Genomic DNA, 20195 nt, shown 5'->3' on the forward strand with positions numbered 1-20195 from the left:
GTCAGCCAAGGTTGTATTCAGCAATTAATTTGGTGGATAAGTTGCAATTAAGGTTCAACTCCTACCGAGTTGGGTGGATCTATATATTCCGATTATACCCCGGGATGCTCCCGGGGTTATTTTTTTCAAGCCTAACAGGCTTGGGGTTCCTTGTGGTTTCCTTGCTAATCAATATAATCTTTCAAGCTAGGTAGAATTTTAAATTTGAGATGTGGCTGATTAATCAATCACCTCAACTGAGGTCTGTGTTTACAAACCAACCTCTATGCAGAATACATCAACTCCCGTTTTTGAGAAAAATCTTGTCAAATTTTTGATTGACGAATTGGGTGTTTCCTGAAATGGACAGGTATGTGACACAGATCTGAAGTGATAAAAGTAGCCTGTTAAGGCTTCAACTATAATAACTCTTGGTGAAGCCCGGGGAGGCAATATATTTGTAACTTTCCCAACCCCTTTAGGGGTTGGACAAAACTACAAGCACAGAAGAACCCTAAATTTCAATTGATTTACTTTTTAGAAAATGGTAGTTCATATTTTCCCCAGGGGCTAAAATGAAAAAATGGTTCTTGTCAAAATAAAACATATTACATACTATATACGGCCCCTTGTATTGACTTGCCCTGCTATCTCAGAACCAAAACAGGTCTGAACAATAAAAAATGTCGATATCTAAATAAAAATTCCACGTAATCTTCCCTAATATATTCCAGTCGGCTCCAACTATTTTTTTGTTGAAAAGGGGCAATGCCCGAACAGAACACCGTTTTTGGGGATGTTGAAGGTGGATAGTCTTGTTTGATGCTGTTTTTACAAAATCGACCATAGTTTTTATTTTACATCTTTAATTTTTTTGAATAGGGAAATTGGACCCAATGAATGACATAAGTCAGGAAAATCAATTTGGGATTTCCCGGCTTGTTATTGTTCGATTTTATAACCCAAAATTTCCAATAACATGAATCCAAAATTACTTCTGCTGCTGACCGGGATGGCGATGGCCACCTACCCCTCAGCACAAGCAGCTGCAGTGCCTTCCTCGGGCAATAAGGCAGCGTTAGAAATTAACAAACTTCAACAAGAAAAGACCATTCGGGGAACTGTCCGGGATGCTTCGGATAGCCAAACCATTCCCGGAGTTAATATCATGGTCAAGGGGAGTCAAATTGGGACAGTAACAGACCTGGACGGTAACTTTGAGCTGAGTGTCGGGGATGAAGCTTCCACCTTGGTGGTATCTTTTGTAGGGTATATTTCCCAGGAAGTAAGCATCGGAAATCAAACCAACCTTGACATTTATTTGGAGCAGGATGTTAAAAGCCTGGATGAAGTGGTGGTGGTTGGTTACGGAACTGCCAAAAAACGTGACCTTACCGGTGCGGTAAACCGCGTTGGAGAGGAATCCTTTAACAAAGGAGTCAACGTTTCCCCCGATCAATTGATCCAGGGTAAAGTTTCCGGAGTGGACATCATCAATAATAGTGGTGCCCCAGGTGGAGAGGTGACTTTTAGAATCCGGGGTAATTCCTCTGTTAGGTCTGGAAACCAGCCATTGTTTGTGGTGGATGGGGTGCCTTTGGATGGTAGAAATACCAAGCCCAGCGCTTCCGCAGGTGAGTTAGGTAGTACTGAAGGATCCAATCCTCTTAACTTTATCAACCCCAATGACATTGCCAGCATTGACATCCTTAAGGATGCTTCTGCTACGGCCATTTATGGTTCCAGAGGGGCCAATGGGGTAGTGATCATCACTACCAAAAAAGGAAAATCGGGAGCTCCTGCAGTAATGCTTGACATGAGTACAGGCATTAGTAATATGGTCCGCAAGCCGGATATTATGGATGGAGATACCTTCCGAAGGGCTTTGGATCATAGGGAACTTACCGGATTCGATGGTGGTACTTCCGTAGATGCCTTTGATGCCATCACTCAGACTGCAGTGACCAAACAAGTCAATCTTTCTGTTAGTGGTGGAAATGATAAAAGCAATTATCGTCTTTCTGCCGGTTACCATGATCAGGAAGGGGCCATCAAGGAAAGTGGCATCAAAAAATACACTGCCAATTACACTTCTTCATACAAGTTTTTACCGGAAGACCGATTAAAATTGGATGTCAGCGTAATTGCTGCTAACACCGTTGAAAATGGAGCTCCAATTGCCGAAAACTCTAATGTAAATGGTAGTTTGATAGGGAATGCCATCGAATGGAATCCCACAGTTCCTTTTAGAAATGCCCAGGGCGAATACGTGCAAAGGGTTTACCAGGAGGGAGGAAACGATGTGTCCGGCTTGCCTACCAACCCTGTTGCATTAATTGATTATTATAATGACCGAAGTAATACCACCCAGATATTAGGTAGCCTTGGTGCTACATTTAATATTGTAGAAGGGTTAGATTATAAATTCAGCCTTGGTGTAAGCCATGCCAAAGGAAACCGGACTGTTGATACCTCAGGTGAGCTTTTCCTCAGTACCATTACAGATTTAGGATTAGCCGTAGTCAATACCTCCGTATTGAACAGCCAAACTATCACCCATACTCTAAATTATAAAAAGGAATGGGAGGGAATAAAACTGAATGCCCTTGCAGGTTATGAATTTCAAGAATACAAAAGCTATACTAATAACATATCTGCAAGAGGTTTTACCATGTTTGATTTGTTGGGATCTAATATCCTTCAAAACCCATCACGTGATAATGTAAGTGTAAATTCATACCGAGACCCAACCAATCAGATCCAATCTTATTTTGGCAGGGTAAACTTGAATTTTGCTGACAAATTCCTGGTGACTGGTACCATGAGGGCGGATGGTTCCACCAAGTTTGGTGAAAACAACAAATACGGTTATTTCCCTTCTTTTGCCGGAGCTTGGATATTAAGCGAAGAGGGATTTTTGAAAGGCTCTTCCAAAATAGATAACCTAAAATTAAGATTGGGCTGGGGTAGAACTGGTAACCAGGAATTCCCTGCAGGTGCTTCCCAAGAGCGGTATGCATTTGGTAACCAGCAGATCTCCTTGCTCAATGTAGCCAACCCTGATTTGAAATGGGAAACTACCGAAACCGTAAACATTGGTGTGGACTTTTCTCTTTTCCGTTCCAGGTTAATGGGTTCATTGGAATACTTTGACAAGTCTACAACAGACCTGTTGTTTCAACTGCCTACCATCCAACCTGCTCCTGCAGCTCAATATTGGACCAATTTGCCAGCTACCATTCGAAATAATGGTGTAGAATTAATGCTGAATGGAATAGTAAAAGAAACCCAAAAAATGAGTTGGGAAGTTGGGGTAAATGCTACTTATCTGAAAAACGAATTGACAGATTATAATGGTGCTCCTGTATTGACCGGACAAATCAATGGAAACGGTCTGGGCGGAGGATCCAATTCCCAGCAACTGGTCAACAACCAGCCATTGTATGTCTTTAAGATGCTAGATTTTATGGGCTTTGATGAGGATGGTGTAGCCCAATATTCCGACGATGAGCAGTTTGTTGGTGACCCTAATCCAGATGTTCTTTTAGGCTTTAACACCAAGTTGGATTATGGGAAATTCAGCTTCAGCATGAATATGAATGGAGCCTTTGGTCAACAGGTTTACAATAATACCGCCAATGCCGTGATCACGGCAGCAAACTTCGGGCTGGGAAGAAATGCTTCTCCTGAAATTGGTTTGGGGAATGAATCCTTGGGTAATGCCAATGTGGTTTCCACCCGTTTCTTGGAGGATGCTGATTATATGAGGTTACAAAATGCTTCCGCGTCCTATAACCTGGGCCCTGTGAGCAATTACCTTCGCAATGTAAGGGTCTCACTTACCGGTCAAAACCTGTTTTTACTCACTGATTACAGTGGGTTTGATCCGGAAGTCAATACCAATCGTGGTGTAGGTGGCGTGCCTTCCTTCGGCATTGAATACATTCCTTACCCACCAGCTAGAACCTTTATGCTAGGCTTAAGTGCATCATTTTAACCCAAAATTTCCATTACCATGAAAAGATCAAAAATAATATATGCTTTATCACTGGCCGCTCTTTTTTCCTGTACCGATTTGGATGAGGAGCTAAAATCCGATTTGCCAGCGGCCAAAGCCAAGGAATTCCTGAATGCCAATGTGGACTTTAGTTCCCTGATGGAAACTGTTTACCGTGACTTTGACAGCCGCTTTATCCAACACGCTGGTTGTGTATGGCTGTTTCAGGAAATCAGCGCAGATGGAGCCATCGTACCCTCCAGGCCTTCAGGCTGGGACAATGGCGGGGTTTACCGTCAATTACATACCCATACTTGGGTGCCTCAAAACCCTTACATACAGTCTCTTTGGAATGGTTTAAACAAAGGGATTTTCGATGCAACCAATGTGCTGAACTTTGATCCGACCCAGGAATTGGCAGCAGAAGCCCGCTTCCTGAGAGCTTTCTTTATGTACAATGTGCTTGATTTATTTAATCAGGTACCTTTCCGCGAGCCAGGTGATAATTTGCTGGAACCTTCCACTGTATTGAAGGGGGCAGAGGCAACAGACTTTATCATCAGCGAGGTGGAGGAAGTATTGCCTCTACTTACTCAGGGTGGCCCAGCTTACAGGGCTTCCCAAAATGCAGCCCATGGTTTATTAGCCAAGCTTTACCTGAACAGGGCAGTGTATGAAAACCGGGAAAACCCACAATTTGACCAGGCAGATTTGGACAAAGTGATTGAACATGTGGATGCCATTGAAGGTAAATCTTTGGATTTCTATTGGGACAGCTTTAGCCCAAATAATAATGAAGCTTCCACAGAATTGGTGTTTACCATTGAAGGAAAAGGTGGAGTTCGTTCCCACTCTTTATGGGTATGGTGGCATGCCATCTTCCCTGGAGAAATGACCCTGCCAAATGGTGGGGGTTGGAATGGGTTTGCTTCCACCCCGGAAGTGTATGAACTGTTTGAAGAAGATGATATCCGTCGTTATTACGACCATCCGGTTACTACTCCGAGGGGTTACAATGCCGGATTCCTGACCGGACAGCAATATGATGCTGACGGGGATCCAATTCCTAATGTGGTATTTACCAAGGAGATCCCGACTATAGTAGGGGCATCCTTGTATAATGGTTACCGGCCAGTGAAGTACATTCCGGATTATGAAAATCCGGGAGCTGCGGACAATGATATTGTCTTGTTGAGATACGCCGACTTATTATTGATGAAAGCAGAAGCATTGCTGAGAAAAGGAATGGATACCGAGGCCTTGGCCATTGTCAATGATATCCGTGAAATGCGTGGTGTGGATGCATTGGGAAGCTTGGATTTGGATGTCTTGTTGGACGAGAGAGGTAGAGAATTGTTCTGGGAAGGACACCGTCGCCAGGATATGGTGAGGTATGGAAAATTCCTTGGTTCTTGGACTTTGAAGGAACCTTCAGATCCAAAATACCTGATTTTCCCTATTCCACCTGCTGATGTTTTGGCTAATCCTAATCTGGATCAAAATCCTGATTTCTAAATTATTGGAGCGGGAAAGAAAACTTTCCTTTTTCCCGCTCCTTCACTTTCCTTCCTGAAAGTGCAGGACAGTATAGAAACTGGTAATTCCTAATATTAAAAGCCTTCTCAATTTCATTTAGATCATTGGTCTAAAATTGCTGGAGGGACAAATCAAAATCAGGGTTTTACCTGAATGTTAGAATAAACATAAATAAGAGGATAAGGTATCCTTTGCAATGCGGGAAACCTTATCAGATAATTGTCTTTTAACCCCCATGAAGCAAACCAACTACCAACTTTTTGATTTTCTGGATTTTAATCCGGAATTAGATAGCGAAACAAACAAAGCCCGGCTTTGGAGGGCTTGTAAACCCACATCTATTGCTCAAAGGGGTAAGGAAGTTGTGGTTACCATTCCATTTCAATTATTTAAATATGAATCCGCAGACCTTAGTGCTGATACTTCAGCGGAACAAAAGGTATTTGAATTAAACCTGAGGGCCTATGGAAATAAAATATTAAGAGTTGGTGCTGCATTTAGTGGGGAAATCAAGGAAAAATCCCCTATGCTTGAAATGAATCAGGCTTTAAAGCAGACAGGCTTGAGCATTGAAAAGCAAAGCAAAAAATGGTTGGTCAAAGACGAGGGGGGAAGGCTAAAGGCAGAATTTGACCTTTCTGATCCTGAAACTGACCATTGGAGTGATCTTTTGCCTGCTCCTGAAGAAACATTTAAGGCGATCTTTTTTCCTGATGGAGAAAAAGCAATAAAGCTAAGTGCTTATGACCAATTCTTCCCCGCAAGAGCTGATGCCATGGGCTTGGCTTTTGTGGAAGAAAAAAGTGAAATAGACCGGGTATCTTTTTCCTTCCATGCCAAACCTGATGAAAAGTTTGTTGGCACCGGCGAAAGATTTGCCAAGATGGACCTGTCAGGCCATACTTTCCAGTTGAAAAACCAGGATGGGCAAGGTGTCAATAACCGCCGAACCTATAAAAATATTCCTTTTTACCTGTCCAGTGAAATGTACGGGTTGTTCCTTCATACTTCCGCATACAGCAAATTTTCATTGGCAGACCATAGCAACCGTTCGGTGCAGATGCTGGTAGAAGAGCCTCTGATGGATGTATTCCTGATAGGTGGAGACCAGCCAGAAGAAATTTTATTCCAATACCGCCAGTTGACCGGATTTCCAAGCTTGCCACCTTTGTGGAGTTTTGGAGTTTGGATGAGCAGGATGACTTATTTTTCTGCGGAGGAAGTGGAAGAAATCTGCGATCGCCTTCGCGCTGAGGATTACCCCTGTGATGTTATCCATTTGGATACGGGGTGGTTCCGAACAGATTGGTTGTGCGAATGGAAATTTAACCCTGAAAGATTTCCGGATCCAAAAGGTTTTATCCAAAAGCTTAAAAAACAAGGTTACCGGGTAAGCCTTTGGCAAATGCCCTATATCGCAGCTGAGGCCGAACAGCATGATGAAGCCAAGGCCAACAAATACATGGGCCCTTTGAATGAAAAGAAAATGCAGAGTGGTTCCAATTTTAGCGCATTGGATTACGCAGGAACAATTGATTTCACTTATCCAGCCGCTGTAGAATGGTACAAGAATCTATTGCGGGAATTGCTGGAAATGGGCATCACCTGCATCAAAACTGACTTTGGAGAAGAAATCCACCTGGATGCCCAGTACCATGATATGGCTCCGGAGTTATTGAATAATCTATATGGCTTGCTTTACCAAAAAGCAGCTTATGAAGTCACCAAGGAAGTTACTGGTGACGGTATCGTTTGGGCGAGGGCAGGCTGGGCAGGCTGTCAACGTTATCCGCTCCATTGGGGTGGTGATGCGGCAGCTTCCTGGGATGGTATGGCCGGCTCTTTAAAGGGTGGCCTTCACCTGGGCTTGTCAGGCTTTGGCTTTTGGAGCCACGATGTGCCTGGATTCCATGGAGTGCCCAACTTTATGAATTCCGTGATACCTGATGATTTGTATATAAGATGGACCCAGTTTGGGGTATTTACCTCTCATATCCGCTACCATGGTACCTCAAAAAGAGAACCTTATCACTTCCCCAATATTTCTGGGATGGTAAGAAAATGGTGGAAGCTGCGCTATGCTTTGCTCCCCTATATTCTGGAGCAAAGCGAAAAAGCTACCCAATCCGGTTTTCCTGTTTTGCGCGCTTTATTGCTTCATCATCCCAAAGATAAAATGTGCTGGCACATTGATGACCAATATTATTTCGGGGAGGATATCCTGGTTGCTCCGGTGATGAATTCCGAAAACCGAAGAGACATCTATTTGCCCGAAGGAAACTGGGTCAGCCTTTTTTCCGGTGAAAAAATCAAGGGTGGCAGATGGCTCAACCAAGTGGAGGTGCCACTGGAAGAGATGCCGGTATGGGTCAAAGAAAGTGCGGTAATCCCTCTTTATCCAGAGGCGGTGTCCTGTACAGATGAGATGGACCTTGCTAAAACAGTAAAGGTTAGCGTTGATGAAAATTTCAAAGGCATTTGGCCTTTTGTGGAGAAGCTGGAAAGGCAGAAAGTGAATTGAATGAAATAAAAATTGCTGATAAAACCGTAAAAAGATGACAAAGGAAGGAAAGCTAAGACTGGGGATATTAGGACTAGGCGAAGGAAGAAGTACTATTTCTGCAGCCCTCCACAGTAAGAAAATTACTTTGCAAAAAATGTGTGATGTCAATCAGGCGCTTTGTGAGCAAAGAGCCAAAGAGTTTGACTTTCACCAATATACTACCCGGTATGAGGACATGTTGGAGGATCCGGAAATTGATGCCATAGGCATTTATACACCAGACAAACTCCATGCCACTCATATCAAAATGGCCATGGAAAATGGCAAGCACGTGGTCTGTACCAAGCCTTTATTGGATGACCTGAAAGATGCCAAGGAGCTGATTGACATTCAGAGAAAGACCGGTAAAAGGCTTTTTGTGGGACAAAGCAGTCGATTTTTTGAACCCTTGAAGCGCCAAAGAGCAGATTTCAAAAAAGGATTGATTGGAGATTTAATCACCTTGGAAGCTTACTATAATGCCGATCACCGTTGGTTTTTGTCCAAACCCTGGGCTTTGGAACCTTCCTTCAAATGGTTGTATGGTGGATTGAGCCACCCTGTGGATTTTATCAGGTGGTATTTGCCTGAAATAGATGAAGTAATGGGCTATGGCATGCTCAGCGCCAATGGTAAAAAAGGTGGCTTGAAAAACCCTGATACCATGCAGTTTATCTATAAAGCGAAAGACGGTCGCATTGCCCGGGTATCAGGAGCTTATTCCGGTCCAGTACAGCCCGCCTTGAGGGACAGTGAGATGAGTTGTATCCTCAGAGGCACTGAAGGTAGCAGCCAGGGAGATTACATGGAGCTTAGATATGCGATCACCGATAGCACAGGTGAAGAGCAGGTGGTGACCTGGGAACACAAATCCAAGCACTATTTCCGCTTTGAAGGAAAAAGCCACCATGCAGGGGAATACAACAACTACCTGGAGCACTTCGCGGACAGTATCAACTATGATTTTGTCGCCTATCCTGATTTGAAAGAAGGTATTGGCACCATTGCCCTGCTGAAAACCATGGAAAAAACTTTACAAACTGGCAAACCTGAAAAGGTAGATGACATCATAGCCGAATATGACCTTCATGAATACCTGAAAAGGGAACCTGTAGAAAAATAACCCAAAAGCAATTAATAATTAACCAAAAATAACCAATTTAAAAATGAGTACAATTCTGTCAAATGAGCAGTTGAAGCAATTCCAGGAGGATGGCTTCTGCATTGTTAAAAATGTAATTCCACAGGAACTTTTGAACCGTTTGCGTGACGAGTGTCAGCGGTTTATGAAGGAAAAGGATGAGGAAATGGACCGCAAAGGGGTAGAAGTGGATGAAATCAACCACAAGGGAAAACGCTATTTTATTGCCCTTAGATATAAGGACAGTGAAACCATGCAGGACCTGATCTTCAGCAAACAGCTTGAAGAGATTACCCGGAAAATCCTTGGCGAAGATGTCTTCCTCTTTCTGGAGCAATTTGTGGTAAAAGCTGCAGACAAAGGCATGACCTTCAGTTGGCACCAAGATTCAGGTTATCTGGATTTTGATCACAAACCTTATTTATCGGTTTGGTGTCCATTAGATGATGTCAATGAAGATAATGGTACGGTTTACCTGTTGCCCTACAAGGACGCAGGAACAAGGGATAGGATTGAACATGAACTCCAGGAAGGTACCAATGATAAGGTGGGCTATTTTGGGGACAATCCTGGGGTACCTGCCATTTTGAATGCCGGGGATGTGGCCTTGTTTTCCAGCACCTGTTTTCATAGAAGTGGATCCAATTTTACCAACAAATCCAGAAGGGTGCTTTTGCTGCAATATTCGGCAGAACCAATACTCAAAGAAGGAAGTCAGGAGCCGCTTTACTGGGCTGATCCCTTCGTAGTAAAAGGGGAAAGGGTCAAAGCAGTGCCTGCCTCACAGGAATAATGTATTTCACGAATTATTTGTAGCTGTAAGCCCTACTGGAGATGGTTATAACTTCCAGTAGGGCTTCTCAGCAAATAGCAATTCATCAATTTTAAATAACCAGAAACCCATTTATTGTGGAAATTCATGAGATTTTAAGGCCGCTGGACTTTGCAGTCGTTGGCTTGTATTTAGTGACTTTAATTGGTATCGGGTACTATGTCAGCTTCAAAAAAAAGCGGGCCAGTGATGAAAACCTCTTTTTGGCCGGTAACTCCCTGGGATGGCCAAGTATCGGTTTCACCATGTGGGGTACCAATGTAGGCCCTTCTATGTTGATAGCCTCTGCCAGTATCGGTTATACCACCGGGGTAGTTGCCGGTAATTTTGCCTGGTATGCCTTTATTTTCATATTCCTCTTGGCAGTGGTTTTTGCACCAAGGTATTTGGGGGCCAGAGTTCAGACTTTACCAGAATTTATGGGAGAAAGATTCGGAAATTCAACCCGAAACATCCTGGCCTGGTACACCATTGTGACCATTTTGGTCAGTTGGCTGTCCCTGACCCTGTTTGCTGGTGGAATATTGATCCGGCAAATCCTGAATTTCCCCATGTGGCTCTCAGTGGTAGTACTGATTTTGATAGCCGCATTTTTTACCATTGCAGGTGGTTTGAAAGCCATTGCCTATACCAATGTATTCCAAATGGTGCTGTTGATTTTGGTGTCTTTGGTGTTGACTTTGACGGGACTGTACAAAGTTGGCGGGGTTGGAGAATTGATTGACCAGACGCCATCAGAATATTGGAATTTGCTTTTGCCCAATGATGATCCTAACTATCCATGGATAGCTATTGCCCTGGGATATCCCGTGATGGGGGTTTGGTTTTGGTGTACGGACCAGTCCATGGTGCAATCCATCCTCGGTGCCAAAAACCTAAAACAAGGTCAAATGGGGGCCAACTTTACCGGATGGTTGAAAATTTTGGATGTAGCCTTATTTATCATTCCTGGGATAATTTGTTATGTATTATTCCCTGATTTGGATAATCCGGATGAGGCTTATATGACCATGGTGACCAAGTTATTTCCAGTAGGTATGACCGGATTGATTATGGCCGTTTTGATTGCTGCTTTGGTAAGTACTATTGATTCAGCCCTGAATGCTTTGAGTACCGTATTTACCATGGACATTTATGTGAAAAAATACCGTCCAGAAGCCAGTCAAAAGCAAATTGTCACCATAGGAAGGATAGTGACCGTTTTGGGTGCCATCATTGCCATTTTTATGACCTTGGCCATTGACAGCATCAAAGGTTTGAACCTGTTCGATGTTTTCCAGTCCATATTGGGCTTTATAGCACCACCCATGTCTGTGGTATTCTTATTTGGGGTGCTTTGGAAGAAAACTACCACCCGGGCAGCCAATACCATTTTGATCCTTGGGACCATCCTCAGCTTGGGAATTGGAGTCCTGTACCTTTGGGTTTTCCCTAAAGAGGTTTACGAATTTTGGCCTCACTTTCTTCTGCTTTCCTTCTTCATTTTCGTGTTTTTGGCCGCATTGATTGTGGTGATTTCCCATATCGAAAGAAACAAAAAAGATTTACATGTAAGTACTTTGGATTTTGGGGAAATACCCAAACTCCCCCCCCAAGTGAAATGGCTTTGGATCGCTTTGATCATCGTGATGGTGGGGATGTACATTTTATTTAATGGCCATTAAAGGTGTAGCTAGTTTCTGGTATCAAGTATCAAGACTAAAGACCTGGATTTATTTAAACAGAAAAGGAAGTTAGAAATGAGGTCATTTAATTGAGCTCAATACTCAAGAATAGAGATTAAATACTATATAAAAGCAGGAATGTACAGGATAAAAATACGATGTAATCCATGCAGTTTTAAAATGAATAAAAACCCTTTAAGATGAAACATATACTCAAAATTTCCATCTGTAAATTTTTACCCGTCTTATTGATGGGGCTATTATTTTTCAGTAGCTATAATGCTAATGCCCAGGAAAAAGACCCCAAAGCCACATGGATCTGGTATCCGGGGGATTATGAAATTTGGTTGAGCAATAAGATGCAGGCCAGAAGAACAGAAAGAGGTGCTTTTTTGCCTCCACTTTGGAGATATTACAGCCCCTATGCTTTGGTGACATTTAGGAAAGATTTTGAACTTCCGGAAGAAGATAAAGTTGCTATCCACACAGAGGGAGATTTTAAATTGCAAATAGATGGAAAACTGGTGCATGGAAGGCCAGAATCTATAACCATTCCTGCCGGAAAGCATAGCATGGTGATTAAAATTTATAACCAGGAACGTGTGCCTGCTGTATTTATCAAGGGTAAACATCTCCAGACTGATGAAAGCTGGAAGGTGACTTTTGAGGATAAAGAATGGATTGATGAAACCGGCAAGGCTTCTGACCAGTCTGGTACTAATTGGGAAGCCGTGGGGACCTGGAATTTTAATACCCCTGAGGATTTGCCTTCTGAGTTCCAATTGGCCACCAAACCACAATACGTGGTGGAGTCCAAGCCAATGGGAGAAGGTGAACTGGTAGATTTTGGAAGAGAGACTTTTGGCTATGTGAAATTCCACGGCCTGGAAGGGGAAGGAAAAGTTTCCCTCTACTATGGTGAATCTGAAGAGGAAGCCATGGACAGCGCTTATTGCGAGACTTTGGATCACTTGGAATTTGATGGCAGCCAAGCCGAAGATTATACATTAAAAAATTCCAAAGCTTACCGTTATGTGCAAATTCAAACTGATCCAGGAGTAAGTTATGATTCAGTTTCCATGCTTTATGAGTACTTACCGGTGGAATACCGGGGAAAATGGAATAGTTCTGATGAGCTGTTGAATGAAATTTGGGATGTTTCTGCCTATACCATGCATTTGAATACCAGGGAATTTTTTCTGGATGGTATTAAACGTGACCGGTGGATCTGGTCCGGGGATGCCTACCAAAGTTATCTCATGAATTATTACCTGTTCTTCGACAATGCATCGGTTAGAAGAACACTTTTGGCATTAAGAGGGAAAGAGCCGGTAGCCAGCCACTTGAATACCATCATGGATTATTCTTTTTACTGGTTTGTAGGAATTTATGATTATTACCTGTATTCCGGGGATGAGGAATTTATCAAGAATTTTTACCCGCGTATGGTCAGCCTGATGGATTTCTGCCTGGAAAGAAGAAATGAAAATGGTATGATGGAAGGTTTGCCCGGGGATTGGATTTTTATCGACTGGGCTGATGGATTGAGTAAGCAGGGAGAGGTGAGTTTTGAGCAAATGCTGTTGGCCAGAAGTTTGGAAGCCATGGCAGTAAGTGCAGAAATTGCCGGAGATGAAAAAGGCCAGGCCAAATACCAAACACTGGCTGATGAAATGAAAGAAAAGTTGTTTGATGTTTTTTGGTCCGAGGACCGGAAAGCCATCATGCACCAGAGAGTGGATGGTGAGGTGTTGGACAATGTAACCCGCTATTCCAATATGTTCGGAATTTTCTTCGATTACTTTAAGGAAGAGCAAAAGCAAGCCGTTAAGCATTCCGTGCTTCTCAATGATGATGTGCAGAAAATTACTACCCCATACATGAGATTTTATGAACTGGAAGCTCTTTGTGCCATGGGTGAGCAAGAATTTGTCTTGGATGAAATCCGTGATTATTGGGGAGGAATGTTGGACTTGGGAGCGACCTCTTTCTGGGAAAAATATGATCCCAGTGAATCCGGTAGGGAACACCTTTCCATGTATGGAAGGCCCTATGGAAAAAGCCTTTGTCATGCCTGGGGAGCAAGCCCAATTTACCTTTTTGGTAAATATTATTTAGGTGTGAAACCACTTTCCCCAGGATATGAAACCTATGAAATTTCCCCTGAGTTGGGAGGATTGGAATGGATGGAAGGTAAGGTGCCTACTGACAATGGTGATATTTCTGTGTATGCCAATTCCAGGGAAATCAAAGTATCTGCAGATCATGGTATAGGAACCCTGAAATTTGAAAGCAGGTCCAAGCCAAGAAGTAAGGATGGAGAAATAAAAAGCTTGGGCAATGATGCCTATGAAATGGAAGTTCAGCCAGGTAAAGAATATGTAGTGAGCTACAAAGCCCTGAAATAATGAAGGAGCGGATAAAATCTTTTCAGGTATTTAAGGCCAAAGCCCCTTTGGATAAGCCTATTGCTGATAGTACCCATACTTTGACAGAAATATCCTTTCATGTGGTGAGGATCAATCTGGAAAATGGTATGGTGGGAGAGGCTTATTTACTATCCTTTCAATATAGCCCTTGGGCCATTGCCGGAGCATTGAAAGATATGGGTGAAATTCTGGTTGGAGCGTCTGTTTTTGCCACTGAACAGGTGTATGAAAAGATGGAACAGGCCAATGAATATTTTGGCCAGGATGGCATCAACCGTTGGGCTCAAGCAGCCTATAATATTGCCATGTGGGATGCCCAGGGAAAAGTCCTTGGGCAGCCTGTTTGGAAAATTTTGGGAAAGGCCAGAGAAAAGGTGCCTATTTATGGCAGTGGAGGCTGGATTTCCTACTCATTGGAAGAATTGATCGATGAGGTCAGCAATTACAAGTCCAGGGGATTCCAAGCTGTAAAAATCAAAGTTGGAAAACCTGATTGGAAAGAAGACTTGGAAAGGTTGCGATTGGTTCGGGATGCCGTAGGAAAGGACATCCAAATCATGATGGATGCCAATCAAGGTATGACCGTTTCAGATGCCTTGCAGTTGGCCAGGGCGGCAAGGACATTGGATATACAATGGTTTGAAGAACCGATCAATCACCGTGATTTTGAAGGGTACCGATTGCTGAGAGAACAAACGGGAATTTCTATTGCCATGGGGGAAAGGGAATTTTCTACCTTGCCTTTAAGGGAATTGCTTAGCCGAAATGCCATTGATATTTGGCAACCCGACATTCTTCGGATAGGTGGAGTAGAAAGGTGGCGGGATAGTGCGGCATTGGCCAAGGCCTATCATGTGCCTGTTTTGCCTCATTATTATAAAGATTATGATGTGCCCTTACTTTGCACCATTTCCAATGGTGTGGGGGCAGAATCCTTTGATTGGATTGATCCCTTGATTGATTACCCATTGACCATCAAAGATGGTTGGGCCATGCCTCATGACCGTCCGGGCTGGGGTTTTGGCTTTAAGGATGAAAAGTTGGAAGAAGTTTAATTTTCTGGGGTAGAAGCAGAGATCGCTAAGGTTAATAAATAAGGAATCTTTGCGCTCTTTTGCGTCTTGGCGAGCAACCTTTGGCTTCACTAACTCATGGCACTGAGGGGGTAGGGGTATTCGTCCCGCTGCAAAGGTGATAGGACAACAATGAGAAACTAAAAAAAGAAAAATCGAAAACTAACCTATATAATGAAAAACAGTTTCACCAATTGTAATTTTAAAAACTTATGTTGGATGCTGGTGGCATTGCTTCATCTTCCTTTTGTTGGAAGTTATGCTCAGGAAGCCAGCACGGAAATAAAATACCTTTCTGGAAAAGGCTATCAAGATACCAAAGAATGGGAGTTTATGGTGACCGGTGGCCGCAAAAGCGGGGAATGGTCCACCATCAGCGTGCCTTCTGTTTGGGAGCAGGAAGGATTTGGCCAATACCAATATGGTATCAAATTTTATGGTAAGCCTTTCCCGGATGGAATTGCCGATGAGGTGGGCCATTACAAATATACTTTTGAAGTACCACAAGAATGGGAAAACCGGATTGTCCGGATCATTTTTGACGGTTCCATGACCGATACCGAAGTTAAGATCAATGGTAGGTCAGCCGGTGACAAACACCAAGGCGCTTTTTACCGCTTCAAATATGACATTACTGACTTATTAAAATATGGCAAGGAAAACTTATTGGAGGTAACCGTTAGCAAGGAATCCTCCAATGCCAGTGTCAATCTTGCTGAGAGAAGGGCAGATTACTGGAATTTTGGAGGAATATTCAGGCCTGTTTTCCTTGAAGCCTTACCTCCTAAGTTTATTGAAAGGACAGCCATCGATGCCCAGGCCAATGGGAAATTCTTAGCGGAAGTTTATTTGGGTAATGGCTATAATTCCAACCTTTCAGTTAAGGCTCAAGTGACTGATGAAGATGGTAAAAAAGTGGGGGATGAGATCAAAGCCCAAATTGAAGAAGGAGGAGATAAGGCAGTTTTGGAAGCGGATTTTGATGATGTCCAACTTTGGACTGCAGAAACCCCCAACCTGTATAATATCGAATTTTCCCTTTATGATGGGGGTGAATTGGTTCATAAGATCAAGGACCGTTTTGGATTTAGAACTATTGAAATCAAAGCCAGTGATGGTATTTACGTTAATGGACAAAGGGTTTTGATGAAAGGCGTAAACAAACACAGTTTCTGGCCGGAATCAGGCAGAACCCTGAACAAAGAATTGAATTATGCAGACGCCAAACTGATCAAGGAGATGAACATGAATGCGGTAAGATTGTCGCATTATCCCTCTGATCCTGAGTTTTTGGATGCCTGTGATGAGTTGGGACTTTATGTCTTGCATGAATTGGGTGGCTGGCATGGCCATTATGATGAAAACATCGGAATGGAATTGATAGAGTCCCTGGTGACCAGGGATGTGAACCACCCCAGTGTGATTTTCTGGGACAATGGTAATGAAGGTGGTTGGAATACCGAATTGGATGATGAATTTGCCAAGTGGGATCCCCAAAACCGTCCCGTATTGCACCCTCAGCAATTGTTGAACGGTGTGGAAACCATGCACTATCGTTCTTATGGGGAAACCCAGGAATATTTCCGAGGGGATTACATATTTATGCCTACTGAATTTTTGCACGGGCTTTATGATGGGGGCCATGGTGCCGGTTTGCATGATTATTGGGAAATGATGCGAAAGCATCCCCGAAGCGGAGGAGGATTCCTTTGGGTATTTGCTGATGAAGGAATTGTTCGAACCGATCAGGATGGTAGAATTGATAACCAGGGAAATTTTGGAGCAGATGGTATCGTAGGGCCACACCACGAAAAAGAAGGCAGTTTCTTTACGATTAAGGAAGTTTGGTCTCCAGTGATGGTGATGCATAATGATCATTTGTCTTCAGATTTTGACGGGACCTTTACCGTTGAAAACCGGTATGATTTTACCAACCTGAATGAATGTACTTTTGAATGGGAGTTGGCGGAATTTTATAGTCCTGAAGAAGGAAAATCCGGTCATAAGACCATTGAAAAAGAAGATTTCAATGGCCCTGATGTAGCCCCACATGAAGAAGGAGAAATTGATTTGGAATTGCCTTCCAATTGGAAAGAAGCGGATGCCCTTTATCTGACAGTTAAAAATCCAGAAGGAAGAGAACTCTGGACCTGGTCATACACCTGGGAAAAAGAAAAACAATATCTTACTTCCGGAAATGGCAAAGTTTTTTTGGAAACTACGGCTAATGGCTATAAAGTGACTTCAGGAGATTTGGAAATCGTATTTGATAGAGAAGATGGGAAAATCCAGTCCATACAGGAAAATGGAAAAGCTATTTCTTTTAAAGGAGGACCAAGGTTTGTTGCTGCCAGAAGAGGTGACAGAACTTTGGATGGCACGGTGAATCCTGACTTTGAAAAGGGAATGGACCGGATATATAAAGAAATTGAATTGGAGCGTGAGCTTCAGGAAATTGAAGCCCAGCAAGAAGGAGAAAATGTTGTAGTTAAAGCTGTATATTTTGGTCCCATGGAGGAAGTGATTTGGACCATTCAGCCCGGTGGCTTGGTTCAATTGGACTACACTTACCAATACAATGGAGTGGTAGAATTGATGGGGGTTTCTTTTGATTATCCTGAGCATGAAGTTGAGTCCATCCGTTGGCTGGGTGAAGGACCATATAGGGTTTGGCAGAACAGGATACATGGTACCACCCTGGACATTTATGGAAATGATTACAACGATCCAATTCCAGGAGAGTCATTCATCTATCCAGAATTCAAAGGCTATTTCAATGACTGGCATTGGGCAGCACTTCAAACCACTGAAGGGAAAATCTATATGGCCAGCGAAAACCAGGACAATTATTTGGGCATTTTCACCCCAAGGGATGGCAGAGATGCCCTATTATATACTTTGCCAAAAACAGGAATTGCAGTATTCGACGTGATTCCAGCTGTAAGAAATAAAGTCAATGCTACCGATTTGGTAGGACCTAGCTCCCAACCACAAAAGGTGAGTGGTTCCAAATCCGGTAGGGTTTATTTTAAATTTAAATCCAAATAGCCATGATAAAAAACACTAACGACGGAAGCCAACAACAACCGTATTTGAGAGTGGATATGAATTATGGGGGCTGTAATGAGCTTCCCCCATTTTCCCAGGGACCTAAAGGGGATGATAGGGAAAAGCATGAAATGATCCAAAAAGCGGGATTCAAAGGTATCCAGGATGGCGATCCTGAACTCTGTAAAGAATTAGGTCTGGAGCTGACTGCCCATGCCAGAATGAATGCAGTGGGTGATCTGGATGAACTGCTTCCTCAATGGAAAGATGGAGGTTATAACTGTGCCACCCTGCATGTGGGTTGGGGCATGGAGTCTGATGCGGAAGTTGACAGATTGGTAGGCTATGTACTGGATAATTCAGTAAAATTTGACCTGCCTATCTATATTGAAACCCATCGGGCCACCATAACCCAGGACATGCAAAGGACTGTGGAACTGACTAAAAGATTTCCAGAGGTAAGGTTCAATGGTGATTTCTCCCATTGGTACACCGGCCAGGAAATGGTTTATGGAGGCATTGAAAACAAATGGGAATTTATTCAGCCCGTTTTTGACCGGGTCCGTTTTATGCACGGGAGAATCGGGAATCCAGGTTGCATCCAGGTTGATGTGGGGAATGGTGAAAATCAAAGCTATGTCGATCATTTCAAAGAAATGTGGACCAGGGCTTTTCAAGGTTTTTTGAGGTCGGCCGGTGAAGGGGATTATATCTGCTTTACCGTAGAATTGCTCCAGGCAGACATCTTTTATGCAAGAACTTTCAAAAATGCCCAAGGGCAGGAACAGGAAGAAGGGGACCGTTGGCAGCAGGCATTACTGTACAAGGAATTCGCCCAATCCGCCTGGCAAGAAGCATTAAAAAGAGAACAAAAAGTTAAAGCTTGATAGTGGTTTAGAATAATAAGAGCAAGAAAATGCTTCCCACGAATAGCCCTCGCTGCAAACGAGGGCTATTTTTTTGCCATTTATCCAATCTAATATTCTTTAATTGTTCCAATTTAGTAATCCTCCCAATTCCTAAAACCGTTCCCCCAACTTTTCAACCTTTCAACCTTTATAACCTTTCAACTCTCAAAACACCATGATACCACAGGAAGGTATTTCTATGGAGGAAAGTAACTTTATCATTGGAAAAAAGGGCGTTTAGTTGCCAATTCAAAATAAGAAGTTGGCACGCAAAGGCACGGAGAACGCAAAGGTTGTAAAGGGATACAGATAGCCAGGGAATATAATTGAAAAAGGGGGCGAAAATCATAGCGCTCTTAACGCCTCTGCGAGACGTTTTAATTCCTTAAATAAAAAGAGCCGAATGAGGAGGGTTTCGGAGCCTTATCATCCCTATAAAGGAGGGATCTTTAGTGTAAATATTATTGGGTGAGATCCCTCGTTACCTCGGATTGACAAATACGATTCACGTCAAGGGTAGAAAAACAACCTGAGTATATAAGCTTGAAAATAATCAACATATGTTTATAAAGAAGTACTACGAAGAGTTTGAACTTGAAGAAAGCCGGACCACCTTGGGCCGGACCATTACGGAAACAGATATTGTAATGCATGCCGGTCAAACCGGTGATTATTTTCCGCACCATATGGATGAAGAATGGTGCAAAACACAACCTTTTAAAGAGCGCATTGCCCATGGAACCCTGATTTTTTCGGTAGCCGTAGGGATGACAGCCCAGGTCATTAATGAGGTGGCCATGACCTATGGATACGAGCGTTTGCGATTTACCAAACCTGTGTTCATTGGGGACACCATCCGGGTGAAAGTTTCCATAAAAGACAAAAAAGACCATAAAAGGCCTCAGTATGGGCTGGTTACGGAGCTGGTAGAAGTCTTTAACCAGAAAGATGAACTGGTGATGCTTTGTGAACATATTTTATTGACCGAAAAAAAGGATGTTTAAAGCCAAAAGCCGAAAGCCTAAGGTCTAATGCGAACCAAAGTG

At 43.0% G+C, this 20195-nt stretch carries 11 protein-coding genes; all 11 read left to right on the top strand.

Annotated elements, in window-relative coordinates:
- The first annotated feature begins 958 nt into the window (after nt 1–958).
- A complete protein-coding gene (locus tag QWY93_RS09385) occupies nt 959–3976 on the top strand; it encodes a SusC/RagA family TonB-linked outer membrane protein (protein ID WP_290247963.1) in 3018 nt (1005 codons plus the stop codon).
- Between the two features lie 18 nt (nt 3977–3994).
- Nucleotides 3995–5491 (top strand): RagB/SusD family nutrient uptake outer membrane protein, encoded by a 1497-nt coding sequence (locus QWY93_RS09390; RefSeq protein WP_290247964.1) that lies wholly within the window; start codon nt 3995–3997, stop codon nt 5489–5491.
- Between the two features lie 256 nt (nt 5492–5747).
- Nucleotides 5748–8033: a glycoside hydrolase family 31 protein gene (locus tag QWY93_RS09395; protein WP_290247966.1), complete on the top strand. Its 2286-nt coding sequence runs from the start codon at nt 5748–5750 to the stop codon at nt 8031–8033.
- 34 nt (nt 8034–8067) lie between these two features.
- Entirely contained in the window at nt 8068–9177 is a 1110-nt protein-coding gene (locus QWY93_RS09400) for a Gfo/Idh/MocA family protein (RefSeq protein WP_290247967.1), read from the top strand.
- 43 nt (nt 9178–9220) lie between these two features.
- On the top strand, nt 9221–9988 hold the full coding sequence (locus QWY93_RS09405) for a phytanoyl-CoA dioxygenase family protein (RefSeq protein ID WP_290247968.1): 768 nt from the start codon (nt 9221–9223) through the stop codon (nt 9986–9988).
- A 116-nt stretch (nt 9989–10104) separates the two neighbouring features.
- The gene (locus QWY93_RS09410; protein WP_290247969.1) at nt 10105–11691 is read left to right on the top strand and encodes a sodium:solute symporter; all 1587 of its coding nucleotides are present in this window, start codon (nt 10105–10107) and stop codon (nt 11689–11691) included.
- Between the two features lie 200 nt (nt 11692–11891).
- A complete protein-coding gene (locus QWY93_RS09415; protein ID WP_290247970.1) occupies nt 11892–14099 on the top strand; it encodes an alpha-L-rhamnosidase-related protein in 2208 nt (735 codons plus the stop codon).
- Nucleotides 14099–15175, top strand: coding sequence for a mandelate racemase/muconate lactonizing enzyme family protein (locus tag QWY93_RS09420; protein WP_290247971.1), 1077 nt, complete (start codon nt 14099–14101; stop codon nt 15173–15175). Before QWY93_RS09415 ends, QWY93_RS09420 begins: the two co-directional genes overlap by 1 nt.
- Nucleotides 15176–15367: 192 nt before the next feature.
- Nucleotides 15368–18241 carry a glycoside hydrolase family 2 TIM barrel-domain containing protein gene (locus QWY93_RS09425; protein WP_290247972.1) on the top strand — a complete coding sequence of 958 codons (2874 nt, stop codon included), beginning with the start codon at nt 15368–15370 and terminating at the stop codon, nt 18239–18241.
- A gap of 2 nt (nt 18242–18243) precedes the next feature.
- Nucleotides 18244–19128, top strand: a complete 885-nt coding sequence (locus QWY93_RS09430) for a hypothetical protein (protein ID WP_290247974.1) — start codon at nt 18244–18246, stop codon at nt 19126–19128.
- 581 nt (nt 19129–19709) lie between these two features.
- Nucleotides 19710–20153, top strand: a complete 444-nt coding sequence (locus QWY93_RS09435; protein WP_290247975.1) for a MaoC family dehydratase — start codon at nt 19710–19712, stop codon at nt 20151–20153.
- The last annotated feature ends 42 nt before the right edge of the window (nt 20154–20195 follow it).

It is taken from the genome of Echinicola jeungdonensis, from assembly GCF_030409905.1.
Classification (GTDB): Bacteria; Bacteroidota; Bacteroidia; order Cytophagales; family Cyclobacteriaceae; genus Echinicola; species Echinicola jeungdonensis.

Bases quoted from the DNA above. Each gene is read 5' to 3' on its own strand.
- QWY93_RS09385 (WP_290247963.1), top strand. From the start codon at position 959: ATGAATCCAAAATTACTTCTGCTGCTGACCGGGATGGCGATGGCCACC.
- QWY93_RS09390 (WP_290247964.1), top strand. From the start codon at position 3,995: ATGAAAAGATCAAAAATAATATATGCTTTATCACTGGCCGCTCTTTTT.
- QWY93_RS09395 (WP_290247966.1), top strand. From the start codon at position 5,748: ATGAAGCAAACCAACTACCAACTTTTTGATTTTCTGGATTTTAATCCG.
- QWY93_RS09400 (WP_290247967.1), top strand. From the start codon at position 8,068: ATGACAAAGGAAGGAAAGCTAAGACTGGGGATATTAGGACTAGGCGAA.
- QWY93_RS09405 (WP_290247968.1), top strand. From the start codon at position 9,221: ATGAGTACAATTCTGTCAAATGAGCAGTTGAAGCAATTCCAGGAGGAT.
- QWY93_RS09415 (WP_290247970.1), top strand. From the start codon at position 11,892: ATGAAACATATACTCAAAATTTCCATCTGTAAATTTTTACCCGTCTTA.
- QWY93_RS09420 (WP_290247971.1), top strand. From the start codon at position 14,099: ATGAAGGAGCGGATAAAATCTTTTCAGGTATTTAAGGCCAAAGCCCCT.
- QWY93_RS09425 (WP_290247972.1), top strand. From the start codon at position 15,368: ATGAAAAACAGTTTCACCAATTGTAATTTTAAAAACTTATGTTGGATG.
- QWY93_RS09430 (WP_290247974.1), top strand. From the start codon at position 18,244: ATGATAAAAAACACTAACGACGGAAGCCAACAACAACCGTATTTGAGA.
- QWY93_RS09435 (WP_290247975.1), top strand. From the start codon at position 19,710: ATGTTTATAAAGAAGTACTACGAAGAGTTTGAACTTGAAGAAAGCCGG.